This is a genomic window from Streptomyces sp. NBC_01352 (assembly GCF_036237295.1).
GTDB classification, from domain to species: domain Bacteria; phylum Actinomycetota; class Actinomycetes; order Streptomycetales; family Streptomycetaceae; genus Streptomyces; species Streptomyces plumbiresistens.
The window spans coordinates 1,701,486-1,721,996 of sequence record NZ_CP108354.1; the positions used below are offsets into that span (position 1 = coordinate 1,701,486).

The following is a 20,511-nucleotide window of genomic DNA, read 5'->3' on the forward strand; positions in this document are numbered from 1 at the left end:
CGGCTCGCTCCTGTCGTGGTCAGGCCGTGGTGCGGGGGGCCGGCTCGAACAGTGCCTGCACGTCCGGTCGGCTGACCTTCATGGACGGGGTGCGCGGCAGCTCGCCGACGACCTTGATCTCGGTGGGCAGGTGATAGCGGGCCAGCCTCTCGGCCAGCCACTGCCCCAGCTCACTCGCGCCCGGCACGACGGCCCCGTCCCGGATCGTCACGGCGGCGACCGGCACCTCGCCGAGCCGCTCGTCGGGAATCCCCACGGCGGCCGCGTCACGCACCGCCGGATGCGCCCGCAGCGCGTCCTCGATGACACTCGGGACGATCTTGAAGCCGCCCCGGTTGATGGCGTCGTCGGCGCGTCCGTGGATGTAGAGGAACCCGTCGTCGTCGAGGCTCGCGAGATCGGTCGTACGGACCCAGCCGTCACCGGGCAGTTGGGCGCCCTTCGCCTCCAGCACCCCCACGGCGCCGGCGGACACCGGCTCGCCCGTCGCCCGGTCGACGACGCGCAGCGCGATGCTCGGGAAGGCCCGCCCGACGCTGCCCCGCTTCGCCGTCCACCACTTCCGGTGCAGCGCCAGGTCCCAGCCCGCGATCGCTCCCGCGAACTCCGTGGCCCCGTACACCGACAGCACCGGGACCCCGAACCGGGCGGTGAACCGTTCGGCGTCCTCGGGCGGCAGCGGAGCGGTGCCGGACGACACCGTCTCCACCCCCTCGAACACGTCGGCCGACAGGTCCGACTGCAGCACCATCCGCAGCGGGGTGGGCGCCAGCCGGACGCGCCGCGGCCGGGTCCGACGGACCAGCGCGGCCCACTTCTGGACGTCGAACCGCTCCAGCAGCGCGGTCTGCAGCCCGGCAGCCACATTGGCGATCGCGAAATACAGCCCCCCGATGTGGACCAGCGAGGTCCACAGGATCGCGGGATGCGTGCGCAGCCGCACCTCGGACGAGGCGACCGGTGTGCCCGACGCCTCGAACGCGGCGGTGAGTTTGCGGTAGGTCAGCTCGACACGCTTGGGACGACCGGTGGTCCCGCTGGTCTGCATGAGGACGGCGACATCGCCGCGCTCCGCCGCACCCGGCGCGGGCGACCAGTCGGCGGCGCGGCCCCTGAGCGGCCGGTCGTCCTCACCGGTCTCCAGGGGTACGGCCGCCACCTCGGCGGCCGCGGAGGCCACTCCGGGGCGGGCCCAGTCCTCGCCGCCGGCCACCACGACCTGCGGGGCGAGGGTCCTGATGTCCTCCGCCAGGGCCACGTCCCCGTGGAACGGACTCAGTGTCACGACCTGGCGGCCGGTGGCGAGCACCGCCACCAGCGCGGCCAGGTGTCCCGGCCGGTTCCGCAGGACGATGCCGATCCGGTGCGCGTCGGGTGCGCCGGCCTCGGCGAGCAGGCGGTCGAGGTCGTCGACCGCGCGCCGCAGGAACGCCCAGGGATAGCCGCGGTCCTCGAAGATCAAGGCGGTCGCTTCCGGCACTGCGGAGAGCACCCGGCGCAGCCGGACCGGAAGCGGTCGGTCATCAGGGATCGGCACTGCCTTGTCCTTCGGTCGGGTCCATGGGCGGGGCGAGCCGTCCGGGGCGGCTCCGGACGACGGGCGTGGCGGCAAGGCCGGGTCAGGAGCCGCTGACGGGCTGACCCTCGGCCGTCAGCCCCGCCACGATGTCGCGGCGCACCAACTTGCCGGTCGGGGTGCGGGGAAGTTCGGGCCAGCAGGCGATGCGGTCGGGCGTCCGGGACCCGCGCAGGGTGGCGCGGATCGCCTCCCGCAGTTCCTCGGTGTCGACCCGCGCGCCGCCGCGGGGCACGACCACGGCCTCGATCCGCTGGCCCCACTCCTCGTCCGGGACACCCACGACGACGGCGTCGAGCACGTCCGGGTGCCGCAGCAGGACGTCCTCGATCTCCGCGGGGGCGATGTTCTCCGCGCCGCGGATGATGGTGTCGTCGACCCGGCCCTCCACATGGAGGTAACCGTCGGCGTCGAGACGGCCCTGGTCGCGGGTGTGGAAGAAGCCCCGCTCGTCGACGGTCGGGCCCTGGCCCGCGTACTCGCCCGAGACCTGCTCGCCCCGCACCCAGATCTGCCCGGGCTCCCCCGCCCCGACGACCGCGCCCATCTCGTCGCGGACCTCCAGCTCGACCGACGGCACCGGCCTGCCGACCGACCCGAGCCGGGAGCGCACCACGGGATCGTCGCTCGTGACGGCGGCCCGGTGTTCCTCCGGGCCCAGCACGGCGACGGTGGACGAGGTCTCCGTCAGGCCGTAGGCGTTGACGAAGTCGACGTGCGGCCAGGCGCGCAGCGCCGTCTCGATCACCCGCACCGGCATCTTGGCCCCGCCGTAGGCGAGCGCCCGCAGCGAGGGCACCGACCGGTCGAGTGCTTCGGTGTCCATGATCCGGGCGAGCATCGTCGGCACGACCATCGCGTTGGTGATGCGCTGCTGCCGTACGAGGTCGAGCCAGCCGTCCGGGGTGAACTGTTCGAGGGTGACGACACGACGGCCCGCGTACAGGTTCGTCAGCACGTTCGACACGGCGGCGATGTGGTACGGCGGCACGCTCATCAGCGCCGCCTCCTCGGCGTCCGCCCCCGCGAACTCGACCGTTCCGAGCACGTAGGAGACCAGGTGGTGGTGGCGCAGGACCACGCCCTTGGGCGCCGATGTCGTACCGCTGGTGTAGATCAGCACCGCCGGGGAGTCGGGGTCCGCCGGTTCGGCCTCGGTGGCGTCGACGCCATCGGCATCGCTGTCGGCGGCGGCCGCCAGCCACTCCGCCGGGCTTACCGCCGGCACTCCGGCGCGGCGCAGGGCGTCGGCCTGTTCCGGTTCGGCGATGCCCAGCGCGCGGGGGTGGTTGGCCAGCAGGGCGTCGAGCTGCTCGCTGCCCAGGCGGTAGTTGACCGGGACGAGCGGCACCCCGGCCCGGGCCGCGGCGAACAGCGCGACCGGGAAGGCGGGACCGTTGACCGCGAGATGGAGGATCGCGTCGGCGCCGGCCGCACGCACCAACCGCGCGCCCCCAACTGACAGTTCACGAAGCCGGGAGGCGGTCAGTCCGTCCTCCGCCCGACCGACCAGGACCCGCTCGCGGAAGCCCTCGGCGGCCATGTCCAGCAGCATCGCCACGTTCATCGCCGGATCGCCCCCGCTCAGTCGGAGGCCGGCAGCGGTTTGGCGGCCTTCAGCGGCAGCGGTACGCCGTTCAGCGCCAGCGTGCCCTGCCCCGGCTTCGTGCAGAGCACTTCCACGCCGAGTTCCTCGTCCGCGTAGCGCTTGCCGAGCTGTGAACCGCCCAGCTGCGAGGGGTCGGGGGTGCCGGTCGCTCCTGCCTCCGCTCCCCGTGGATCGACCATGGCCGCCCCGCCGCAGGTGACCTCCAGGTCCTTCTCCGGCCAGCGGACGACGACCACCGTCGTCGCGTCGACCGTGCTGACGAGCGTCTGCCCCACGCGCGGCTTCATCGCAGCTCCTCCGCGGATCCAGTAGTGACTGTCCCAACCCGAGACCGTAAAAGAGTATACGTTTTATCGTGATCGAGCAGCACAGTCACAGTTATCCTCCCTCTCATCGGGAATAAAGGCGCTCTAATTCACCTCGGGTTCGGGTTGAGGCTGGGGCTGGGGCTGGGGCTGGGGACGCCGCCAGTACACCGCCAGCTGAGTGGCCGCCGCGGCGAGTCCCAGCCCGGCGGCGAGCGCCGCGCGTCCCGGGCCGCCGAGCCGTTCGTCCAGCCCGAGCGCCCGGTCCACGCTGAACCGTCCCGGACCGAGCGCGGCCAGCGCCACGGACGCCGTGCCCAGGTTGAGGACGAACTCGTAGCCCTCGTTCACCACGAAGAACCCGTTCGGCAGGTGTACCGAGCGCGCGGCGACGCCCATCGTGCCGACGACCGCCGAGGCCGCCAGCGGGGTCGCCGCTCCGGCTACCAGGGCGGCGCCCGCGCCGACCTCGACGACGGCACTGGCCGCCGCCTGGAGCCGGGGTCTGCTGAACCCGACGGACCCGAACCAGCCCGCCGTGCCGTCCAGGGTGCGGCCGTGCCGCACTCCGTGCGCGATCATCGTGCCGCCGATCACCGCGCGCAGCGCGTACCGCGCCACGTCTACGCCGTTCATCGGTCTCCTTCCCGGGGGCCGGACCCACGCCGGCCCGTCAGAGTGCGTCGCGCCGCCCGGTGCGGGCCGCGAACCGGCGGGCCACCTGGGCCACATCGGTACGCCGGCGCAGCTTCGCCTCGGCCTCCAGGGCGAGGGCGTGTGCCAGGGTCGCGCCCTCGCCGGCGGCGAGCAGTTCGAGGGTGGTGTCGGCGGCGGTCGGCTCGGCGGCCAGGATCCCGTCCACGATCTGCCGCACCCGTACCGCCAACCGGTCGTGCGGCACGACCTCGTTGACCAGCCCGACGCGCAACGCCTGGGCGGCGTCGACGGGTTCGCCGGTCAGCATCATCTGCCGGGCCAGCCGTACACCCACGGCCCGCGGCAGCAGGGCGCTCATCCCCCAGCCCGCCGACAGGCCGACCGCGGCATGCGTGTCGGCGAACCGTGCCCGTTCCGAGGCGACCAGGAACGCGCAGGACAGCGCCAGCTCCAACGCCCCGGTGTAGCAGGGCCCGTTGATCACCCCGAGCACCGGTGTGCGGGCCGCCCGCAGCGCCGCCGCCGGGTCGGTCCGGGCGCCGGGCGGCGAGCCGTGGCCGCCCCCGAGCGACTCCTTGAGGTCGACGCCCGAGGAGAACGCCGGGTCGGTGCCGGTGAGGACGACCAGCCGGGTCGCGGGGTCCGCGTCGGCTGCCCGGATCGCGGTGATCAGGCCGCGCCGCATCGCGATCGTGAGGGCGTTGCGGGCCTGCGGACGGTCCAGGGTCAGCCGGAGCACGCCGTCCGCCCAGCGGCACCGCAGTCCATCGACGCCGAGATCCTCGATCACGGCCGGTCAGGCCGTCAGGACCAGGGCCGCGCCCATGCCGCCGCCGGCGCACATCGCCGCGACCGCCGTACCGCCGCCTCGGCGGCGCAGTTCATGGGCGAGGGTGGTGACCATGCGCGCCCCGGTCGTCGCGATCGGATGGCCGAGGCTGCAACCGCTGCCGAACGGGTTGACCCGCTCGGGGTCGAGTCCCAGCTCGTGGGTGGTGGCCACGGCGACCGCCGCGAAGGCCTCGTTGACCTCGAACACGTCGACGTCGGCGACATCGAGCCCGGCACGGTCGAGAGCCTTGCGGATCGCCCGGATCGGGGCGAGGCCGGTCTCCACCGGGTCGACTCCGACACTGGCCCAGGAGCGGATCGTCGCGAGGGGAGTCAGGCCGTGTTCGGCCGCGAGTGCGGCATCGGCGACGAGGACCGCGGCCGCTCCGTCGTTCACGCCGCTGGAGTTGCCCGCGGTGATGGAGAAGCCCTCGATCTCGGGGTGGAGCGCCTTCAGAGCCGCCAGCTTGGCCATGCTGGTGTCGCGCCGTGGGTGCTCGTCGACGTCGAAGACCGAGGCCGATCCGTCCCGGCCGACGACCTTGACCGGGATGATCTCGCCCGCGAACCGCCCCTCGTCGACGGCCCGGACGGCGCGCTCGTGCGAGCGCAGCGCCCAGGCGTCCATCTCCTCGCGGGAGATGCCGAGCAGCCGGGCGGTGTTCCAGCCGACGAGGATCGACATGTCGTCGTGAGGCGCGTTCGGCGTCGACACGTGCGACGGCGAACTCCAGGGGTCCTGCCAGTCGTCGGTGCCGGGGATCCGCCGCCGCATGACCGGGGCCGTCGACGTCGACTGGGTGCCGCCGGCGATCACCGCACGGTCCATCCCGGCCCGCACGCTCGCCGCGGCACTCGCCACGCTCGCCAGGCCCGACGCGCAGTGCCGGTTCAGCGCCAGGCCCGGGACATGCGTCAGCCCCGCTTCCAGCGCCGCGTAGCGGGCGATGTCCCCGCCGCCCGCCAGCGACTCCCCGAGCACGACGTCGTCGATCGTCTCCGGCGGCAGGCCCGACCGCTGGGCGGCCTCGCGGACGACGACGGTGGCGAGGTCGAACGCGCTCACCTCGCGCAGCGCGCCCTTGCGAGCGGTGCCGATGGCGGTACGGCAGGCAGACAACAGAACGGCTTCGGTCATGGAATTGGTTGTACTCTATTTCGGGACCGACGGGAAGTGTGTACGGATCGGCCGAGCCGCCAGAGGGCCAGAAGAGGAGGTGCCGGATGGAGCCCAAGACCGTCCTGTACGAGGTGACCGACCATGTCGCGACGATCACCCTGAACCGACCGGAGGTCATGAACGGCTTCAACCAGGCGATGCTCGACGACTTCGAGCAGATCTGGCGGACGGTCAAGGCGGACGACGACGTACACGTGGTGGTGCTGCGCGGGGCGGGCGAGCGCGCCTTCTGCACCGGCATGGACGTCAAGGAGGGCATCGACCGCCACCCCAACGTCTGGAGCCGGAGCGACCCGGGCGAGTATCTGTCGCCCAAGCTCAACCAGGTGTGGAAACCGCTGGTGTGCGCGGTGCACGGGATGGCGGCCGGCGGGGCGTTCTACTGGCTCAACGAGGCCGACATCCTCATCTGCTCCGACGACGCCACCTTCTTCGACCCGCATGTCAGCTACGGCCTCACCGCCGCCCTCGAGCCGATCGGCCTCGCCCGGCGCATCCCCCTCGGCGAGACCCTGCGGATCGCACTGCTCGGCCTCGACGAACGCCTGTCCGCCGCCCGCGCCCTGCAGATCGGCCTGGTCAGCGAAGTACTTCCGCGCGCGGAGCTCTGGGAGCGGGCCGACGAGATCGCCCGCATCATCGCCGCCAAACCGCCCGCCGCGATCCAGGGCACCGTCCGGGCCGTCTGGGAGTCGCTCGACGCCACCCGCACCCAGGCGCTGCGCACCGGGCTGTCGTACACCCAGATCGGCAACCCGGTCGGGAAGGCGGCGGTGGATCGTTCTTCGGTGCCCCGCAGACAGTGGACGCTGCGATGACGCTCCCGTACGCTCCCAAAAAGAGTGCACTTTTAAGGAGGCACTGATGCGCTTCGGCATGCCCTGGCCCGGCGCCGGCCTCGCCCGCGAGGCCGAGCAGGCCGGTGTCGGCGCGTTCTGCACGGGGGACTTCGTCGACCACGACGCGTACCTCACGCTCGCCGAGATGGCCGCGCACACCGAGCGGGCGCTGATCGGCCCCGCCATCGCCTACGCGTTCGCCCGCACCCCCTACGCCCACGCCACCGCACTGCGGCAGGTGCACGCGCAGGCACCGGACCGGCTGTTCCTCGGGCTCGGCAGCGCGGCGTACCGCATCAACCGCGACTGGTTCGGCGTACCCGCCGACCGGCCGGTGGACCGGATGGCGGAGACCGTCGGCGCCGTGCGCGCCTGGCTGCACGCGGAGAACGGCGAACGGGTCCGCTACTCGGGCGAGTTCCACTCGATCGACGCCGACGTCCGCGCACCCGTGCTCGGCCGCCTCGACATCCCGGTGCTGCTCGCCGCCTTCAACAAGGGCATGGCGCGGACCGCGGGCCGGGTCGCCGACGGCGTGATCGGCCACGGCCTGTTCACCCGCTCCTGGTGGAACGACGTCGTGCGCCCGGCGGTGGAGAAGGGCACGGCCGACAGCCCGCGCCCGGCACCTCCCGTCGAGCACGGCTGGATCATCACCGCCGTCGACGACGCCGCTCCCGAGCGCGCCATCGCCGACGCCCGGCGGATGATCGCCTTCTACCTCACGGTGAAGACGTACGACCCCTTCGTGGCCCATCACGGCTGGGAGGAACCGGTCGCGCGCCTGCGCGAGGCGTTCCGGACCGGCGACACCGACACCATGGCCGCCGCCGTCACCGACGAGATGCTCGCCGAGATCGCCCTCTGCGGCACCACCGCCGACGCGAAGGCCGCGCTCGCCCGCCGCGCCGGCTCACTCCCCCGCGACGTCGGGTACTTCGCTCCCCCGAGCTTCCTGGTGAGCGGCAGACGCCGCGCCGCCTACGCCCGTTCGAGCCTCGCCCTGATCGACGCCGTGCCGACAGCCGCCTGACCCCGCCGCGCCGGCCCACCGCTCGACACCACGTACTCCGGACCAAGACAACCGCAGGAGACGGCCCATGACGACGGCGTACTCGTTCTCATCGCAGCTCTACATCGACGGGCGCCGCACCGACGGCCGCTCCGACGCGATCGACGTCGTACGGAATCCGGCCACCGAGGAGACGATCGCGGAGGTTCCCCAGGCCTCGGTCGCGGACGTGCGCCGCGCGGTCGAAGCGGCGCGCACGGCCTTCGACGAAGGGCCCTGGCCGCGGATGAGGCCGGCCGAGCGGGCCGCGGCGCTGCTGCGCATGGCCGAGGAGATGGAACGCCGGCTCCCCGAACTCGTCGCCCTCAACATGGCCGAGGCGGGCTCGGTGCACTGGCTGGCGGAGAGCATCCAGACCGGGATCCCGGTGGCGCAGCTGCGCGACATGGCCGAGCGGGTGATGCCGGCCTTCGCGTGGGAGCGGCCGATGGATCCCACCGTCACGCCGGGCAGGGGCATCTCCCAGGGAGTGCTGCGGCGCGAGCCCTTCGGGGTCTGCGCCCTGATCCCGGCCTACAACTTCCCGTTCTTCCTCAGCATGATGAAGCTCGCCCCCGCCCTGGCGGCGGGCTGCACCGTCGTCCTGAAGCCCGCCCCCTCGACTCCGCTGGAATCGCTGCTGATCGGCGACTTCGCCGAGGCCGCCGGGCTGCCGCCGGGCGTGGTGAACGTCGTGACCGGTGACATCGAGGCCGGCCGGGAACTGACCACCAACCCCATGGTGGACCTGGTCAGCTTCACCGGGTCGGACACGGTCGGGCGCATGGTCTACGCGCAGGCCGCGTCCTCCATGAAGAAGGTGGTCCTGGAACTCGGCGGCAAGTCCGCGAGCATCGTCTGCGCCGACGCCGACCTCGACGCGGCCGCCCGGGCCGCCCTCGCGGGCATCACGACACATGCCGGCCAGGGCTGCTCGCTGCTCACCCGCACACTCGTCCACGCCTCGGTCCACGACGAACTGGTCGAGCGGATCCGCGCGGGCCTGGCCCGGGTCAAGGTCGGCGATCCCGCGGACGAGTCCACGACGATGGGCCCGCTGATCAGCGAGGCGCAGCGGGCCAAGGTCGAGAAGCTGATCCGCACCGGCGAGGAGGAGGGAGCGCGGATCGTCAGCGGCGGCGGACGCCCGGCCGGTCTCGACAAGGGCTACTTCGTGGAGCCGACGCTCTTCGCCGGGGTGGACAACGCGATGACGATCGCGCAGACGGAGTTCTTCGGCCCGGTCGGCGTCGTCGTCCCGTTCGGCACGGTCGACGAGGCGGTCCGGATCGCGAACGACAGCCCCTACGGCCTGTCCGGCGGCGTCTGGAGCGCCGACACGGCGACCGCCTACGAGATCGCGACCCGCGTCCGCACCGGCAGCGTCGCGATCAACGGCGGCGGCACCGGGGTGAACCCGCGCGCGGCGTTCGGCGGGTACAAGCAGAGCGGACTCGGCCGCGAGTGGGGCGAGTTCGGGCTCGACGAGTACCTGCAGACCAAGAGCGTCAGCTGGGCCGCCCGCTGAGGCGGGCGGCCCACTGAGGCAGACGGCCCCGCGGTCAGAAAGCCAGGGTCAGCAGCACCACATTGAGGGCGATGATGACGAGGCTCGCGCCGGTGGCGAGCGCGGTCGTGAGCCTGCGGTTCATCCAGTCGCCCATGATCTCCGGCTTCCGCGTCAGCAGGACCAGCGGGACGAGGGCGAAGGGGATGCCGAAGGACAGCGTCACCTGGCTGAGCACCAGGGCCCGGGTGGGATCCACGCCCATCGCCAGCACCGCCAGCGCGGGGACGACGGCGAGGGACCTGCGCACGTAGAGCGGGATACGGCGGCGCAGGAAGCCCTGCATGACGACCTGACCGGTGTAGACGCCGACGCTGGAGGAGGCGAGTCCTGAGGCGAGCAGGGCGATGGCGAACAGCAGGGCGGTCAGCGCACCGGAGCTCGCGGCGAACTGGGCGTGGGCGCCCTCGATGGTCGGCTCGGCGCCCGTTCCGCGCAGGGTGGTCGCGGCGACGACCAGCATCGCCATGTTGATCAGTCCCGCCACTCCCATGGCCAGCACGACGTCAACGCGCTGGGCCCGCAGCAGGGTTGGGCGTCGAAGGCCTTGCCCCGGGGCGAAACGCTCCTGGGTGAGGGCGGAATGCAGGTAGATGGCGTGCGGCATGACGGTCGCTCCGACGATCCCCGCCGCCAGCAGCACGCTCTCGCTCCCGTCGAACCGCGGGACGAAACCGGACGCCACGCCGCCCAGCGGGACGTCGGCCGTCAGCGTCTGGTAGAGGAAGGCGCACGCGATCACGGCCAGCATCGCGGTGATCAGCGCCTCGAACCTGCGCTGGCGTGCCGTGCGGACGGCCAGGATGACGAACGACGCGGCGGCGATCAGCAGACCGCCCTGCAGCAGGGGCAGGTCGAAGAGCAGGTTCAGGGCGATCGCGCCGCCGATGAGCTCGGCGAGGTCCGTCATGATCACCACGATCTCCGCCTGGAGCCACAACAGCCGGACGACCGGCCGCGGGTAGTGGTCACGGCACAGCTCGGCCAGGTTCCGGCCGGTGGCGATCCCCAGCTTGGCGGACAGGTACTGCAGCAGCATGGCCACGACGTTGGCCGCGAGGACCACCCAGAGCAGCAGGAACCCGAAGCGGGTACCGCCCTCCACGTTGGTCGCGAAGTTCCCGGGGTCGATGTAGGCGACCGCGGCCACGAACGCCGGGCCGATCAGGGAGACAACACGCCGCCTCCCTATGCGGAGAGGGACCTCCGGGGGAGCGTCGGACGAGATCCGAGCGGGAGAGTTCACAGCACCACCTTCGCCGAGGATGGCTCATAGAGTGTACTGTATTCGCTTGGGCAGCAAGGGTGGAGGTCGAGATGAGAATCGGTATGACCCTGAACTACAGTTGTGGTTTCCGGGAATCCGTGGCCGCGCTGGGTGACTACGAGAAGGCGGGACTGGACATCGTCTTCGTCCCCGAGGCCTACTCTTTTGACGCGATCAGCCAGCTCGGGTTCGTCGCCGCCCGCACCGAGCGCCTGGAGATCGCCTCCGGCATCCTGCAGATCTACACCCGCACCCCCACGCTGACCGCGATGACGGCCGCCGGCCTGGACTACGTCTCCGACGGCCGGTTCACCCTCGGTATCGGCGCCTCCGGGCCCCAGGTCGTCGAGGGCTTCCACGGACAGCCGTACTCCGCTCCCCTGGCCCGCACCCGCGAGATCGTGGAGATCTGCCGGTCGGTCTGGCGCCGGGAGGAGGTCGTGCACGAGGGCACGCACTACCGGATCCCGCTCCCGCCCGAGCAGGGCACCGGCCTGGGGAAGCCGCTGAAGCTCATCAACCGTCCGGTGCGGGAACGCATCCCGATCGCGCTCGCCGCCATCGGCCCGAAGAACGTGGCGCTGGCCGCGGAGATCGCGGAGGGCTGGATGCCGATGTTCTTCCACCCCGAGAAGGCGGACGAGGTGTGGGGCCCCGCGCTGGCCGAGGGCTCGGCCCGGCGGGACGCCGCGCTGGGGACACTGGACGTCATGGTCTCGGCGCCGCTGGCCATCGGCGAAGACATCGACGACCTGATCGACCTGGCCAGGCCCCAACTCGCCCTGTACATCGGCGGAATGGGGGCGCGCGGACGCAACTTCTACAACGACCTCGCCCGCCGCTACGGCTACGAGTCCCAAGCGGCCGCCGTCCAGGACCTCTACCTGTCCGGCCGCAAGGACGAGGCCGCGGCCGCCGTACCCGCCGACCTGCTCCGCGCGACCGCCCTGATCGGCCCCGCGTCCCATGTCGCCGAGCGGCTCGACGCCTTCCGCGCCGCCGGAGTCACCACCCTGCGGGTCAACCCGGTGGCCCCGGACCCCGCGCGGCGGCTGTCCGACGTCGAGGCCCTCAAGGTCATGGCCTCCTGAACGGCCGGAGCTGCTACCCACGTCCGTGCGCGGTCGCGGAGAACGCGGCCCCGGAGAAGAGGAAGGTCGAGTAGTCGTCCTCGACGACCTCGGCCATCATCCGGCTGCTGCGCGGGAAGGAGAACGTGGTGTCGTTCACCATGTCCGTCCACTGCTTCTCTGCGACGGGATCGACCTCGATGACGTCGTGGCCGTAGTCACGGGTGTAGACGAGGGCGTCCATGACGAGATCCACCTGATCCCCGGAGTAGCACGGGTCGTTGCCCAGACCGCCGTCCGGGCCGCCGGGGAAGAAGAGGTTCGGGAAACCGGCGGTCGCGACCCCGAGGTAGGTGCGCGGTCCGTCCGCCCAGTGCTCCGCCAGCGGGACGCCTCCTCGGCCGCGTATCTCCAGGCCGGCGAGCGCGCCGGTGGCCGCGATGAGGAAGCAGGTACGGAACGTGGTGCCGTCCTCGGCCCGCACGGTCCACGTCCCGGACCGCTCGTCGTAGACGACGGAGGTCACCCTGGTCCGGAGAGTGATGTCGCACCGCAGACCGAACCGGTCGACCACGTAGTCGAAGTAGCGGTCGTCCTGCGACCGGCGCGCGATCCGCTTCGACCGCTCCCACTCCTCCCTCAGCTTCTGCGACAACAGGTAGGAGCGTGAGCGGCGGGTACCGCCGACGGTGCTGCCCGCTTCCAGCAGCTGCGCCGAGAATCCCGCCTCCCGGGCCAGACGGAGCTGGTAGATGCCGGTGACCCCGGCCCCGATGACCAATATGTCCGTCCGGCCTCGCGGGCTCGTGCCCGGTACCCGCGCGACCCGCGCTTCCGTCCCGACCGGCGCCTTCGTCGATTCGCTCATCTGCCCTCCCGCGTGACAGGCAGGGGCCGCGGCTCCCGCATGAGACCCATTGATTATGTCGACCGGTCAGTCGAATAATCAGCCCGAGACTAGGCGAGGGGATGGGCGGGATCAATGGTCGTGACAAACCTCGCCGGATCGCGGGCCTTCCGGAATCGCGGCAACCTTTCCCGGAGCGGTGGCGACTGGTAGGTGACGCGCTCCACGAACTGCCGAACGAAGGTCACCCCGTGAGTCAAAGAGCAGCCCTGCACCGCCGGTCACGGCGCGGGAGAACGAACCGCCGCACCGTTGCGATCGGCGTGGTGGCCACCGCATTGGTCGCAGGCGCGATCACCGGCGGCATCCTCATGAGGTCATCGGACTCCGGGCCGGAGGCGGGCAAGGCGGTCAAGGGACGGTTCTCGCCGACCACTTCGGCGTCGCCTTCGGGTTCGGCATCGTCCCCGTCCCCTTCCCCGTCCCCGTCGGTGTCGACGTCGGCGTCGGCGTCGGCCTCGACGTCGGCTTCCGCTTCGGCGAGCAAGTCCGCTGCCGCTTCCGCCGCCCCGCCCCCGTCCCCCGTCTCCGCCCTCGGCTCCTGGCCCACCACCACCGGGGGCAGGCCGGTGACCGCCACCATCCAGGTCTCCGGCAGCTACGACGGCGGCCTGCGACGCTACTACGGCTCGGGCGCGCTGGGCGGCGACGGCCAGGACGAGGACCAGGACCCGGTCTTCGAGCTCGCCGACGGAGCCGTCCTGAAGAACGTCGTCCTCGGCGCGCCGGCCGCCGACGGCGTGCACTGTCTGGGCAGTTGCACCCTGCAGAACGTGTGGTGGCAGGACGTCGGCGAGGACGCGGCCACCTTCAAGGGCACGTCTGCCTCGGCCAGGTACCTCGTGGTCGGCGGCGGCGCGCGGAAGGCGGACGACAAGGTCTTCCAGCACAACGGTGCCGGAACGCTGACGATCAGGAACTTCCAGGTCGCCGAGTTCGGCAAGCTGTACCGCTCGTGCGGCAACTGCGACACGCAGTACGAGCGGCACGTCGTCATCGACAACGTCAGGGTGACCAGCCCCGGGAAGGTACTGGCCGGCGTCAACGCCAACTACGGGGACACCGCCACCCTCTCCGGTGTGACGATCGTCGGTGACAGCGGCAGGGACATCACCGTCTGCGAGCGCTTCCAGGGCAACACCAGCGGCGCGGAGCCGGACAAGATCGGCAGCGGTCCGGACGGCACGTACTGCCGCTACAGCGCATCGGGCATCACCTACAAGTGACCCGGGGCCGCGTTCCTGTGAGGCTCGGTGTTATGGCCATGCAACCGAAAAGCTGTGGCTAGACTCGCGCCCCATGCGTACCTCCAGTCCCGTCAGGCAGTGGAAGAAGACGTCCCCTCGCACCGCGCGCCCCGACGCGCACGACTGGAGAAGAAGGGCCCGGAACGCGGCCTGTCGGGGCGACCGGGCGCGCCTCAACTCGACTGGGGCACACGCCACTTGCGACCTGCTCGGCGCGTCGGCCGAAAGGGGGGACGAGGTCCCGTGAAGGCTCGGCACAAGCAGTCCCGCGACCCCCGCGGACACTGGCTGTTACTGATCCTCGTCCTCCCCGCGATGTTCGCGGCCCTGCTCTTCGAGGGCTGGACCAACCACGAGGTCGACGCGGCGACGACCCGGTCCGCCTGCACCGCGCCCGCCCCCGACGCCGTGGCGGGCGGCGGCCCCGTGGTGGGCATCAACCGCAACGGCATACAGACCGGCTCGATGCCCGCCCGCACCGTCGCGCTCACCTTCGACGGCGGCCCCGACCCCGTGTGGACCCCGCGCCTGCTCGACCTGCTGCGCCGGCACCAGGCGCGCGCCACCTTCTTCCTCTTCGGCTCCCAGGCGGCCCGCCATCCGGACCTGGTACGGCGCATCCGCGACGAGGGGCACGAGATCGGCTCGAACACCTACACCGGTGGCGCCCTGGGCGAGGCGTCCCCCGTCCGTTTCTCGGCCGAACTCGACCTGACCCAGAGCGCGTTGGCGGGGACCGCGGGTCTGCGCACCAATCTGCTGCGGATGCCGCGCACCACCTCGCCGGACACCCTGTGCGGCCGCGAGTGGCAGGCGGCACGGCGCGCCACCGCCGAGGGCTATGTGCTCGTCGCCGCCGACAAGGCGTCCCGGAAGCCGGCGCAGGGCCTGGTCCGGCAGCTCAGCCAGACGGCGACCGCCTACCGGGAGGCGAAGAAGCTGCTCGAGAACCGCGGCGTCGACCGCTTCACCACCGTCTCGGCGGGTCTGAGGCTCACCCCGTACGCGCCGGTGTCGGCCCTCGACAGGTGGGGCGGCACCGCTCTCGTCCGGGCCACCGCCGTCGGGCGGGCGTTCTCCAACGCCATGACCTGGACGCTGGGCATCGCGGGCGCTCTCGGGGTGCTGCGCCTGCTGCTGCTCGCCGTCTTCGCGCGTGCCCACGTCCGGCGTCTGGAGCGCTCCCGGCCCGGCGCGCCCTGGCTGCGGGAGGTGACGGAACCGGTGACGGTGCTCGTGCCCGCCTACAACGAGGAGGCCGGGATCGAGTCCACCGTCCTCTCCCTGCTGGCCTGCGACTACCCCGAGCTGCAGATCATCGTGGTCGACGACGGCTCGACGGACCGAACGGCCGAGCTCGCCAAGGGGATCGGCGATCCGCGCGTGCTGGTGATCCGCAAACCCAACGGGGGCAAGGCGGCAGCCCTCAACACCGGTTTGGCCCAGGCCAGTCACGACATCGTGGTCATGGTGGACGCCGACACCGTCTTCGAACCGGATGCCATCCACCATCTCGTCCAGCCGCTCGCGCACCCGGCCGTCGGCGCGGTCAGCGGCAACACCAAGGTCGGCAACCGGCGGGGCCTGCTGGCCAAGTGGCAGCATCTCGAGTACTGCTTCGGCTTCAATCTCGACCGCCGCATGTTCGAGGTGCTGGAGTGCATGACCACCGTCCCCGGTGCCATCGGTGCCTTCCGCCGGAACGCGCTGGTGGGCGTCGGCGGGGTCAGCGACGACACCCTCGCCGAGGACACCGACCTCACCATGGCGCTGTGGCGGGCGGGCTGGCGGGTGCTCTACGAGGAGTCCGCCGTCGCCTGGACCGAAGTGCCCACCTCGCTGCGCCAGTTGTGGCGCCAGCGCTACCGCTGGTGCTACGGCACCATCCAGGCCATGTGGAAGCACCGCCGTGCCGTGGTGGAGGTGGGCGTGGCCGGGCGCTTCGGCCGGCGCGGACTGACGTACCTCGCGCTCTTCCAGGTGGTCCTTCCGCTGCTCGCGCCGATCATCGACGTGTTCGCCCTGTACGGCGTGCTGTTCCTCGATCCACTGAGCGCGGCCGCGGTGTGGTTCGCCTTCCTGGGCGTCCAACTGGTCTGTGCCGGTTACGCGTTGAAGCTCGACGGGGAGCGGAAGCGGGCCCTGTGGTCGATGCCCTTCCAGCTCTTCGTCTACCGGCAGCTGATGTATCTCGTCGTCATCCAGTCCGTGGTCGCCGCCCTGCTGGGCAGCCGGCTGACCTGGCAGCGCATGAAGCGTTCCGGTACGGCCGCTGAACAGATCGGTGGCCCCGCCCCGTATAAGAGCGTGCCGACGAGGTGATCCCGATGTGGTGAGGGACTGAGCAGGCTGATGAGTGACGGGACCGACCGCCCGGCGGGCCACTACGACCGAAGCGGTGGGGTGGCCGAGCCGCCGCGCGTCGCCGCGGGCCGGGCGGCGCGCGGGACCGGGGCCCTGCCCACGACCCGTACGGCACCGCTGCCGGGCATGCCCTCCCCCGCCACTCCGGGCCGCACGGGCCACGGACGCAGGCCCCCCGGCGACGCGGGCGGCCGCCGCCGTCCCAAGCCGCCCCCCACCCGGCGCCGCAGGATCGTGCGGCTGACGGTCCTCGTGGTCGGCGCGCTGCTCGCTTCGTCCGTCGGCACGTACGTGTGGGCCGACACCAAGCTCGACCAGGAGGTCGACCTCGGCGCGCTCCCGGACCGCCCGGCGGACGGGAGGGGAACCAACTACCTGATCGTGGGCTCGGACAGCCGCGCCGGGCTGTCCGAGCAGGCGCGGAAGGATCTGCGCACCGGCTCGGCCGAGGGCCGCCGCACCGACTCGATGATCCTGCTGCACACCGGCGCGAACGGCACCACGATGCTGAGCCTGCCGCGCGACTCGTGGGTGACCGTCCCGCCGTACGTCCGCCCCGAGACCGGCAGGAGTTATCGCGCCGAGCCGGACAAGCTGAACGCGGCGTTCTCCCTCGGCGGCCCCGATCTGCTCGTCAGGGCCGTGGAGCGCAACACCGGGCTGCGCATCGACCACTACGCGGAGACCGGCTTCGCGGGTTTCGTCGGTGTGGTGGACGCGGTCGGCGGTGTGGACCTGTGTCTGGACCGGGCCGTCAAGGACGAGAAGTCGGGCGCGGACCTGCCGAGGGGCTGCCAGACCCTCGACGGCGCCGAGGCGCTGGCGTTCGTCCGGCAGCGCAAACAGGAAGCCCAGGGCGACCTGGGCCGCACCCGCAACCAGCAGAAGTTCCTGACCGCGCTGGCCAAGAAGGCCGTCACGCCGAAGACCCTCCTCAACCCGGCCAAGTCCTTCCCCACCCTCGGCGCGGGCCTCGACACGCTCGTGGTGGACAAGGACACGGACCTGCCGGATCTCATGTCGCTGTTCCGGGCGATGCAGGGCGTCACGGCGGGCGGCGGCAGGCAGCTCAACGTGCCTGTCTCCGACCCCGCTCTCGCCACCTCCAAGGGCAGCGCCGTGAAGTGGGACGACAGCCGGGCACGGAAACTCTTCGCGGAACTGCGCGACGACCGGCCGGTGACTCTCCCGCAGGGGAGCTGACCTCGACCGGTCGCGGATGCGTCAGGCCGGCCGTGCGGCGGAGTGCCCTGCCAGGGCGAGGGCCTCGGGGACGTGGGGGTAGGCGGCGGCCCGGTGCTGGAAGGACAGGATCTTCGGGTTCCGTACGACGCCGTCGCGGATCTCGATGGCCTTGCTCACCGTGGCGTCGGCCTCCCAGGCCGCGGGGCCGCTCATGACCTTGCGCAGGTACGGAAGGAGCGCCTCGCTGATCTCCCAGGTGGCCGAGTTCCACAGGTGGGACGGGCTGTGATCCACCGCGTAGTAGTGACAGCCCGGTCCGACCGTGGACATCGGCTCGCCGAAGGTGCTCGGCTCGGCCCATTCGAAGCCCATGCCCTCGTCGCAGGAGACGTCGACGAAGAAGGTCCCCGGCCGGAACAGCGCGAGGTCCTTCTCGGTGACGAACATCAGCGGCGCGTCGGTGTCCTGCAGGACACAGTTGACGATGATGTCGAACCCGGCCAGATACTCCGCCATCGGCACGGAACCGGCCGCGGTGACTGCCCACAGGCGCGACGGATCGTCCTCCTGCTCCTCGAAGTGACCCATCACGACCGACGGCATCGGCGAGGCCACCGCCGCCGCGGCGCGCTGGGTGAGCACCGTGACGTCGGACACGCCCATGGCGCCCAGACCCGTCACCGCTCCGCGGGCCGTGGCGCCGAAGCTGATGACCACCGCGCGCAGGCGGCGACCGTAGCTGCCGGTCAGTCCGCCGAGCTGCAGGGCGTGCAGCACCGAGCAGTAGCCGGCGAGCTCGTTGTTCTTGTGGAACACATGGACGCTGAAGGCGCCCGTGGAGGTCCAGTGGTTCATGGCCTCCCAGGCGATGAGGGTGAGCCGTCGGTCGATGCCGATCTGGGTCATCCTCTCGTCCTGCACGCAGTGCGGCCAGCCCCACAGCACCTGGCCCTCGCGCAGCGCGGCGGCGTCCTCGTGCATGGGCTTGGGCAGCAGCAGCACGTCGCACTCGGCGAGGAGTTGCTCACGGGAACGCAGACCCGCCACCAGCGGCCGCAGCGCGTCGTCGGCGACGCCGAACCGGTCGCCGTAGCCCTGCTCGAGGAAGATCTTCTCGCGTACGTCCGGGTCGATCCGGTCGAGGTGGGCGGGGTGCAAGGGCAGCCGGAACTCGTTTTCCTTGCGGGAGGAGGCGAGTACTCCGAGGCTCAAAAGGCTCATGCGCTTCCTCATCGTCCCGAGGGCGACGCCGTGACGGATGACGGCATACGAAGTGCGCTCGGTGCCTCAACCGTACTCCCGTCCGGCCCCCGAAGCCGACCGTCAGGGCGTCGCCGAACCCTCCCCGCCGCACCGGGAACCCTGCCGGCGCCCCGGACGTTGAGAGCAGTGGTTGTAGTTGAAGTTTGCGAACGTGGAAGCGCCCGCGGAGTTCTGACAGCGGGCGTTTCGTCGTTCCGGGGGTTTTCTTCGACGGCTGGCGACCAGCAGCCCGCAAATGCGCGAGCGCGCGTTCTGCGACCTCTCGCCATCTCGAAGGAGACATCCATGACTCAAGGCACCCAGGGCCCCACGGGCCCGCGCGCGGACCGAGTCCGCGCGCTCTGAGGTCACGTTCCGAGGCAGGCCCGCGCCGCGGGCCTGCCTCGCGCTGCCTCCCTACGGGCCACCCGCATCCGGCGCCCTGCCCCCGCGCCGTCGACACCGGCCCGCATCCTCCCCGAAAGGAAAACCGTGACCACTGAAATCATCAACCGGGGCATCGAACCGGCGGATCCCACCGGGACCCCGGAACCGGCGCCCGGCAGCCGGGGCAGCGACTACGCCGTGCTGTCCCGCGAGGTGCGAGAGAGCGGGCTGCTGAAACGGCGCCCGGGCTACTACTCCGTGAAGGTCGGGGGGAACCTCCTCCTGCTGGCCGCCGGGTGGACCGCGTTCGCCCTGATCGGGGAGTCCTGGTGGCAGCTGCTGACCGCCGCCTTCCTCGCGGTGATGTTCACCCAGACCGGGTTCATCGGCCATGACGCCGGGCACCAGCAGATCGCCGCCTCCAAGCGGGTCAACAACCTGCTCGGCCGCGTGCACGCCGACCTGTTGATCGGCCTCAGCTACGGCTGGTGGATCGCCAAGCACAACCGGCACCACTCCCACCCCAACCACGTCGACCGCGACCCGGACATCGCCGACGGCGCGATCGCCTTCACCGAGGACCACGCCCGCGTCCGCAGCGGAGCGTATGCCTGGCTGGCCCGTCACCAGGCCTGGCTGTTCTTCCCGATGCTGCTCCTGGAAGGGCTCGCCCTGCACGTCGCCGGTGTGAAGGCGCTGTGGGACGGCACCGCTGCCCGTGCCTCCCGCATGAGCAAGGTGGCCCAGGGGGGCCTGCTGACGGCGCATCTCGTCGGCTATCTCACCGCCGTGTTCTGGGTGCTGCCTCCCGTCCAGGCCATGTGCTTCCTGCTGGTGCACCAGGGACTGTTCGGGCTGTACATGGGGTGCTCCTTCGCCCCCAACCACAAGGGCATGCCCATCTTCGCCAAGGACGACAAGATCGACTTTCTGCGTCGGCAGGTACTGACCTCACGCAACATCCGTGGCGGCCGGTTCACCGACTTCGCGCTCGGCGGGCTGAACTACCAGGTCGAGCACCACCTGTTCCCGTCCATGCCGCGCCCCAGCCTGCGCCATGCCCAGCAGATCGTGCGCACGTTCTGCGCCCGGCACGGCGTCGCCTACCACGAGACCGGGCTCCTCGACTCCTACGCCCAGGTACTGCGGCACCTCCACGCGGTCGGCGGCCCGCTCCGCCCGGAGCTGGAGTACTGACCGGCCCCCTTGCCACGCCTATCGAATATC

Annotated in this window: 18 protein-coding genes; 8 read left to right on the top strand and 10 right to left on the bottom strand. The window is 71.6% G+C overall.

What is annotated here, in order from left to right; genetic code table 11:
- Positions 1–19 precede the first annotated feature (19 nt).
- The 6 genes from OG252_RS08195 to OG252_RS08220 all read right to left on the bottom strand — a co-directional run bounded on the left by OG252_RS08195 (position 20) and on the right by OG252_RS08220 (position 6,116).
- Positions 20–1,537 (bottom strand): class I adenylate-forming enzyme family protein, encoded by a 1,518-nt coding sequence (locus tag OG252_RS08195; protein WP_329334857.1) that lies wholly within the window; start codon positions 1,535–1,537, stop codon positions 20–22.
- Positions 1,538–1,619: 82 nt separating this feature from the next.
- The gene (locus OG252_RS08200; protein ID WP_329334859.1) at positions 1,620–3,143 is read right to left on the bottom strand and encodes a class I adenylate-forming enzyme family protein; all 1,524 of its coding nucleotides are present in this window, start codon (positions 3,141–3,143) and stop codon (positions 1,620–1,622) included.
- 17 nt (positions 3,144–3,160) lie between these two features.
- Complete coding sequence (locus tag OG252_RS08205; protein ID WP_266450932.1) at positions 3,161–3,472, bottom strand: hypothetical protein; 312 nt, start codon at positions 3,470–3,472, stop codon at positions 3,161–3,163.
- A gap of 123 nt (positions 3,473–3,595) precedes the next feature.
- Positions 3,596–4,126 (bottom strand): DoxX family protein, encoded by a 531-nt coding sequence (locus OG252_RS08210; RefSeq protein ID WP_329334862.1) that lies wholly within the window; start codon positions 4,124–4,126, stop codon positions 3,596–3,598.
- 37 nt (positions 4,127–4,163) lie between these two features.
- Positions 4,164–4,937, bottom strand: a complete 774-nt coding sequence (locus OG252_RS08215; protein ID WP_329334864.1) for an enoyl-CoA hydratase-related protein — start codon at positions 4,935–4,937, stop codon at positions 4,164–4,166.
- 6 nt (positions 4,938–4,943) lie between these two features.
- The gene (locus tag OG252_RS08220) at positions 4,944–6,116 is read right to left on the bottom strand and encodes a thiolase family protein (protein WP_329334866.1); all 1,173 of its coding nucleotides are present in this window, start codon (positions 6,114–6,116) and stop codon (positions 4,944–4,946) included.
- Positions 6,117–6,202: 86 nt separating this feature from the next.
- Between OG252_RS08220 and OG252_RS08225 the strand changes: the two genes are divergently transcribed.
- From OG252_RS08225 to OG252_RS08235, 3 genes are all read left to right on the top strand, one after another.
- On the top strand, positions 6,203–6,976 hold the full coding sequence (locus OG252_RS08225) for an enoyl-CoA hydratase/isomerase family protein (protein WP_266450928.1): 774 nt from the start codon (positions 6,203–6,205) through the stop codon (positions 6,974–6,976).
- Positions 6,977–7,022: 46 nt separating this feature from the next.
- Positions 7,023–8,030 (top strand): LLM class flavin-dependent oxidoreductase, encoded by a 1,008-nt coding sequence (locus OG252_RS08230; protein ID WP_329334868.1) that lies wholly within the window; start codon positions 7,023–7,025, stop codon positions 8,028–8,030.
- A gap of 67 nt (positions 8,031–8,097) precedes the next feature.
- Positions 8,098–9,576 carry an aldehyde dehydrogenase family protein gene (locus tag OG252_RS08235; RefSeq protein ID WP_329334869.1) on the top strand — a complete coding sequence of 493 codons (1,479 nt, stop codon included), beginning with the start codon at positions 8,098–8,100 and terminating at the stop codon, positions 9,574–9,576.
- Between the two features lie 34 nt (positions 9,577–9,610).
- Here OG252_RS08235 and OG252_RS08240 read toward each other — a convergent pair whose 3' ends face one another.
- Complete coding sequence (locus OG252_RS08240) at positions 9,611–10,861, bottom strand: Nramp family divalent metal transporter (RefSeq protein ID WP_266450925.1); 1,251 nt, start codon at positions 10,859–10,861, stop codon at positions 9,611–9,613.
- A gap of 71 nt (positions 10,862–10,932) precedes the next feature.
- On the opposite strand from OG252_RS08240, the gene OG252_RS08245 reads away from it, so the two are divergent.
- On the top strand, positions 10,933–11,973 hold the full coding sequence (locus tag OG252_RS08245) for an LLM class F420-dependent oxidoreductase (RefSeq protein WP_406497118.1): 1,041 nt from the start codon (positions 10,933–10,935) through the stop codon (positions 11,971–11,973).
- A gap of 13 nt (positions 11,974–11,986) precedes the next feature.
- On the opposite strand, the gene OG252_RS08250 is transcribed toward OG252_RS08245, so the two are convergent.
- Positions 11,987–12,820 (bottom strand): hypothetical protein, encoded by an 834-nt coding sequence (locus OG252_RS08250; protein WP_266450923.1) that lies wholly within the window; start codon positions 12,818–12,820, stop codon positions 11,987–11,989.
- Between the two features lie 235 nt (positions 12,821–13,055).
- Positions 13,056–13,442: a hypothetical protein gene (locus tag OG252_RS08255; protein ID WP_266453242.1), complete on the bottom strand. Its 387-nt coding sequence runs from the start codon at positions 13,440–13,442 to the stop codon at positions 13,056–13,058.
- Here OG252_RS08255 and OG252_RS08260 point away from each other — a divergent pair.
- From OG252_RS08260 to OG252_RS08270, 3 genes are all read left to right on the top strand, one after another.
- On the top strand, positions 13,429–14,085 hold the full coding sequence (locus tag OG252_RS08260; RefSeq protein WP_443068393.1) for a pectate lyase: 657 nt from the start codon (positions 13,429–13,431) through the stop codon (positions 14,083–14,085). The two genes, OG252_RS08255 and OG252_RS08260, sit on opposite strands and share 14 nt — an antisense overlap.
- A 264-nt stretch (positions 14,086–14,349) precedes the next feature.
- Positions 14,350–16,428 (top strand): bifunctional polysaccharide deacetylase/glycosyltransferase family 2 protein, encoded by a 2,079-nt coding sequence (locus OG252_RS08265; protein WP_406497116.1) that lies wholly within the window; start codon positions 14,350–14,352, stop codon positions 16,426–16,428.
- A gap of 30 nt (positions 16,429–16,458) precedes the next feature.
- Complete coding sequence (locus OG252_RS08270; RefSeq protein WP_329334872.1) at positions 16,459–17,673, top strand: LCP family protein; 1,215 nt, start codon at positions 16,459–16,461, stop codon at positions 17,671–17,673.
- A gap of 21 nt (positions 17,674–17,694) precedes the next feature.
- Here OG252_RS08270 and OG252_RS08275 read toward each other — a convergent pair whose 3' ends face one another.
- A complete protein-coding gene (locus tag OG252_RS08275) occupies positions 17,695–18,876 on the bottom strand; it encodes a N(5)-(carboxyethyl)ornithine synthase (RefSeq protein ID WP_329334874.1) in 1,182 nt (393 codons plus the stop codon).
- Positions 18,877–19,389: 513 nt separating this feature from the next.
- Between OG252_RS08275 and OG252_RS08280 the strand changes: the two genes are divergently transcribed.
- Positions 19,390–20,481, top strand: a complete 1,092-nt coding sequence (locus tag OG252_RS08280) for a fatty acid desaturase family protein (protein WP_329334875.1) — start codon at positions 19,390–19,392, stop codon at positions 20,479–20,481.
- Positions 20,482–20,511: the final 30 nt, after the last annotated feature.

What these genes read in the sequence shown, in the direction of transcription:
- OG252_RS08235 (WP_329334869.1), top strand. Translation starts at nt 8,098, where the DNA reads ATGACGACGGCGTACTCGTTCTCATCGCAGCTCTACATCGACGGGCGC.
- OG252_RS08200 (WP_329334859.1), bottom strand. Translation starts at nt 3,143, where the DNA reads ATGAACGTGGCGATGCTGCTGGACATGGCCGCCGAGGGCTTCCGCGAG.
- OG252_RS08205 (WP_266450932.1), bottom strand. Translation starts at nt 3,472, where the DNA reads ATGAAGCCGCGCGTGGGGCAGACGCTCGTCAGCACGGTCGACGCGACG.
- OG252_RS08225 (WP_266450928.1), top strand. Translation starts at nt 6,203, where the DNA reads ATGGAGCCCAAGACCGTCCTGTACGAGGTGACCGACCATGTCGCGACG.
- OG252_RS08210 (WP_329334862.1), bottom strand. Translation starts at nt 4,126, where the DNA reads ATGAACGGCGTAGACGTGGCGCGGTACGCGCTGCGCGCGGTGATCGGC.
- OG252_RS08220 (WP_329334866.1), bottom strand. Translation starts at nt 6,116, where the DNA reads ATGACCGAAGCCGTTCTGTTGTCTGCCTGCCGTACCGCCATCGGCACC.
- OG252_RS08270 (WP_329334872.1), top strand. Translation starts at nt 16,459, where the DNA reads ATGAGTGACGGGACCGACCGCCCGGCGGGCCACTACGACCGAAGCGGT.
- OG252_RS08245 (WP_406497118.1), top strand. Translation starts at nt 10,933, where the DNA reads ATGAGAATCGGTATGACCCTGAACTACAGTTGTGGTTTCCGGGAATCC.
- OG252_RS08230 (WP_329334868.1), top strand. Translation starts at nt 7,023, where the DNA reads ATGCGCTTCGGCATGCCCTGGCCCGGCGCCGGCCTCGCCCGCGAGGCC.
- OG252_RS08255 (WP_266453242.1), bottom strand. Translation starts at nt 13,442, where the DNA reads ATGGTGGCGGTCACCGGCCTGCCCCCGGTGGTGGTGGGCCAGGAGCCG.
- OG252_RS08275 (WP_329334874.1), bottom strand. Translation starts at nt 18,876, where the DNA reads ATGAGCCTTTTGAGCCTCGGAGTACTCGCCTCCTCCCGCAAGGAAAAC.
- OG252_RS08250 (WP_266450923.1), bottom strand. Translation starts at nt 12,820, where the DNA reads ATGAGCGAATCGACGAAGGCGCCGGTCGGGACGGAAGCGCGGGTCGCG.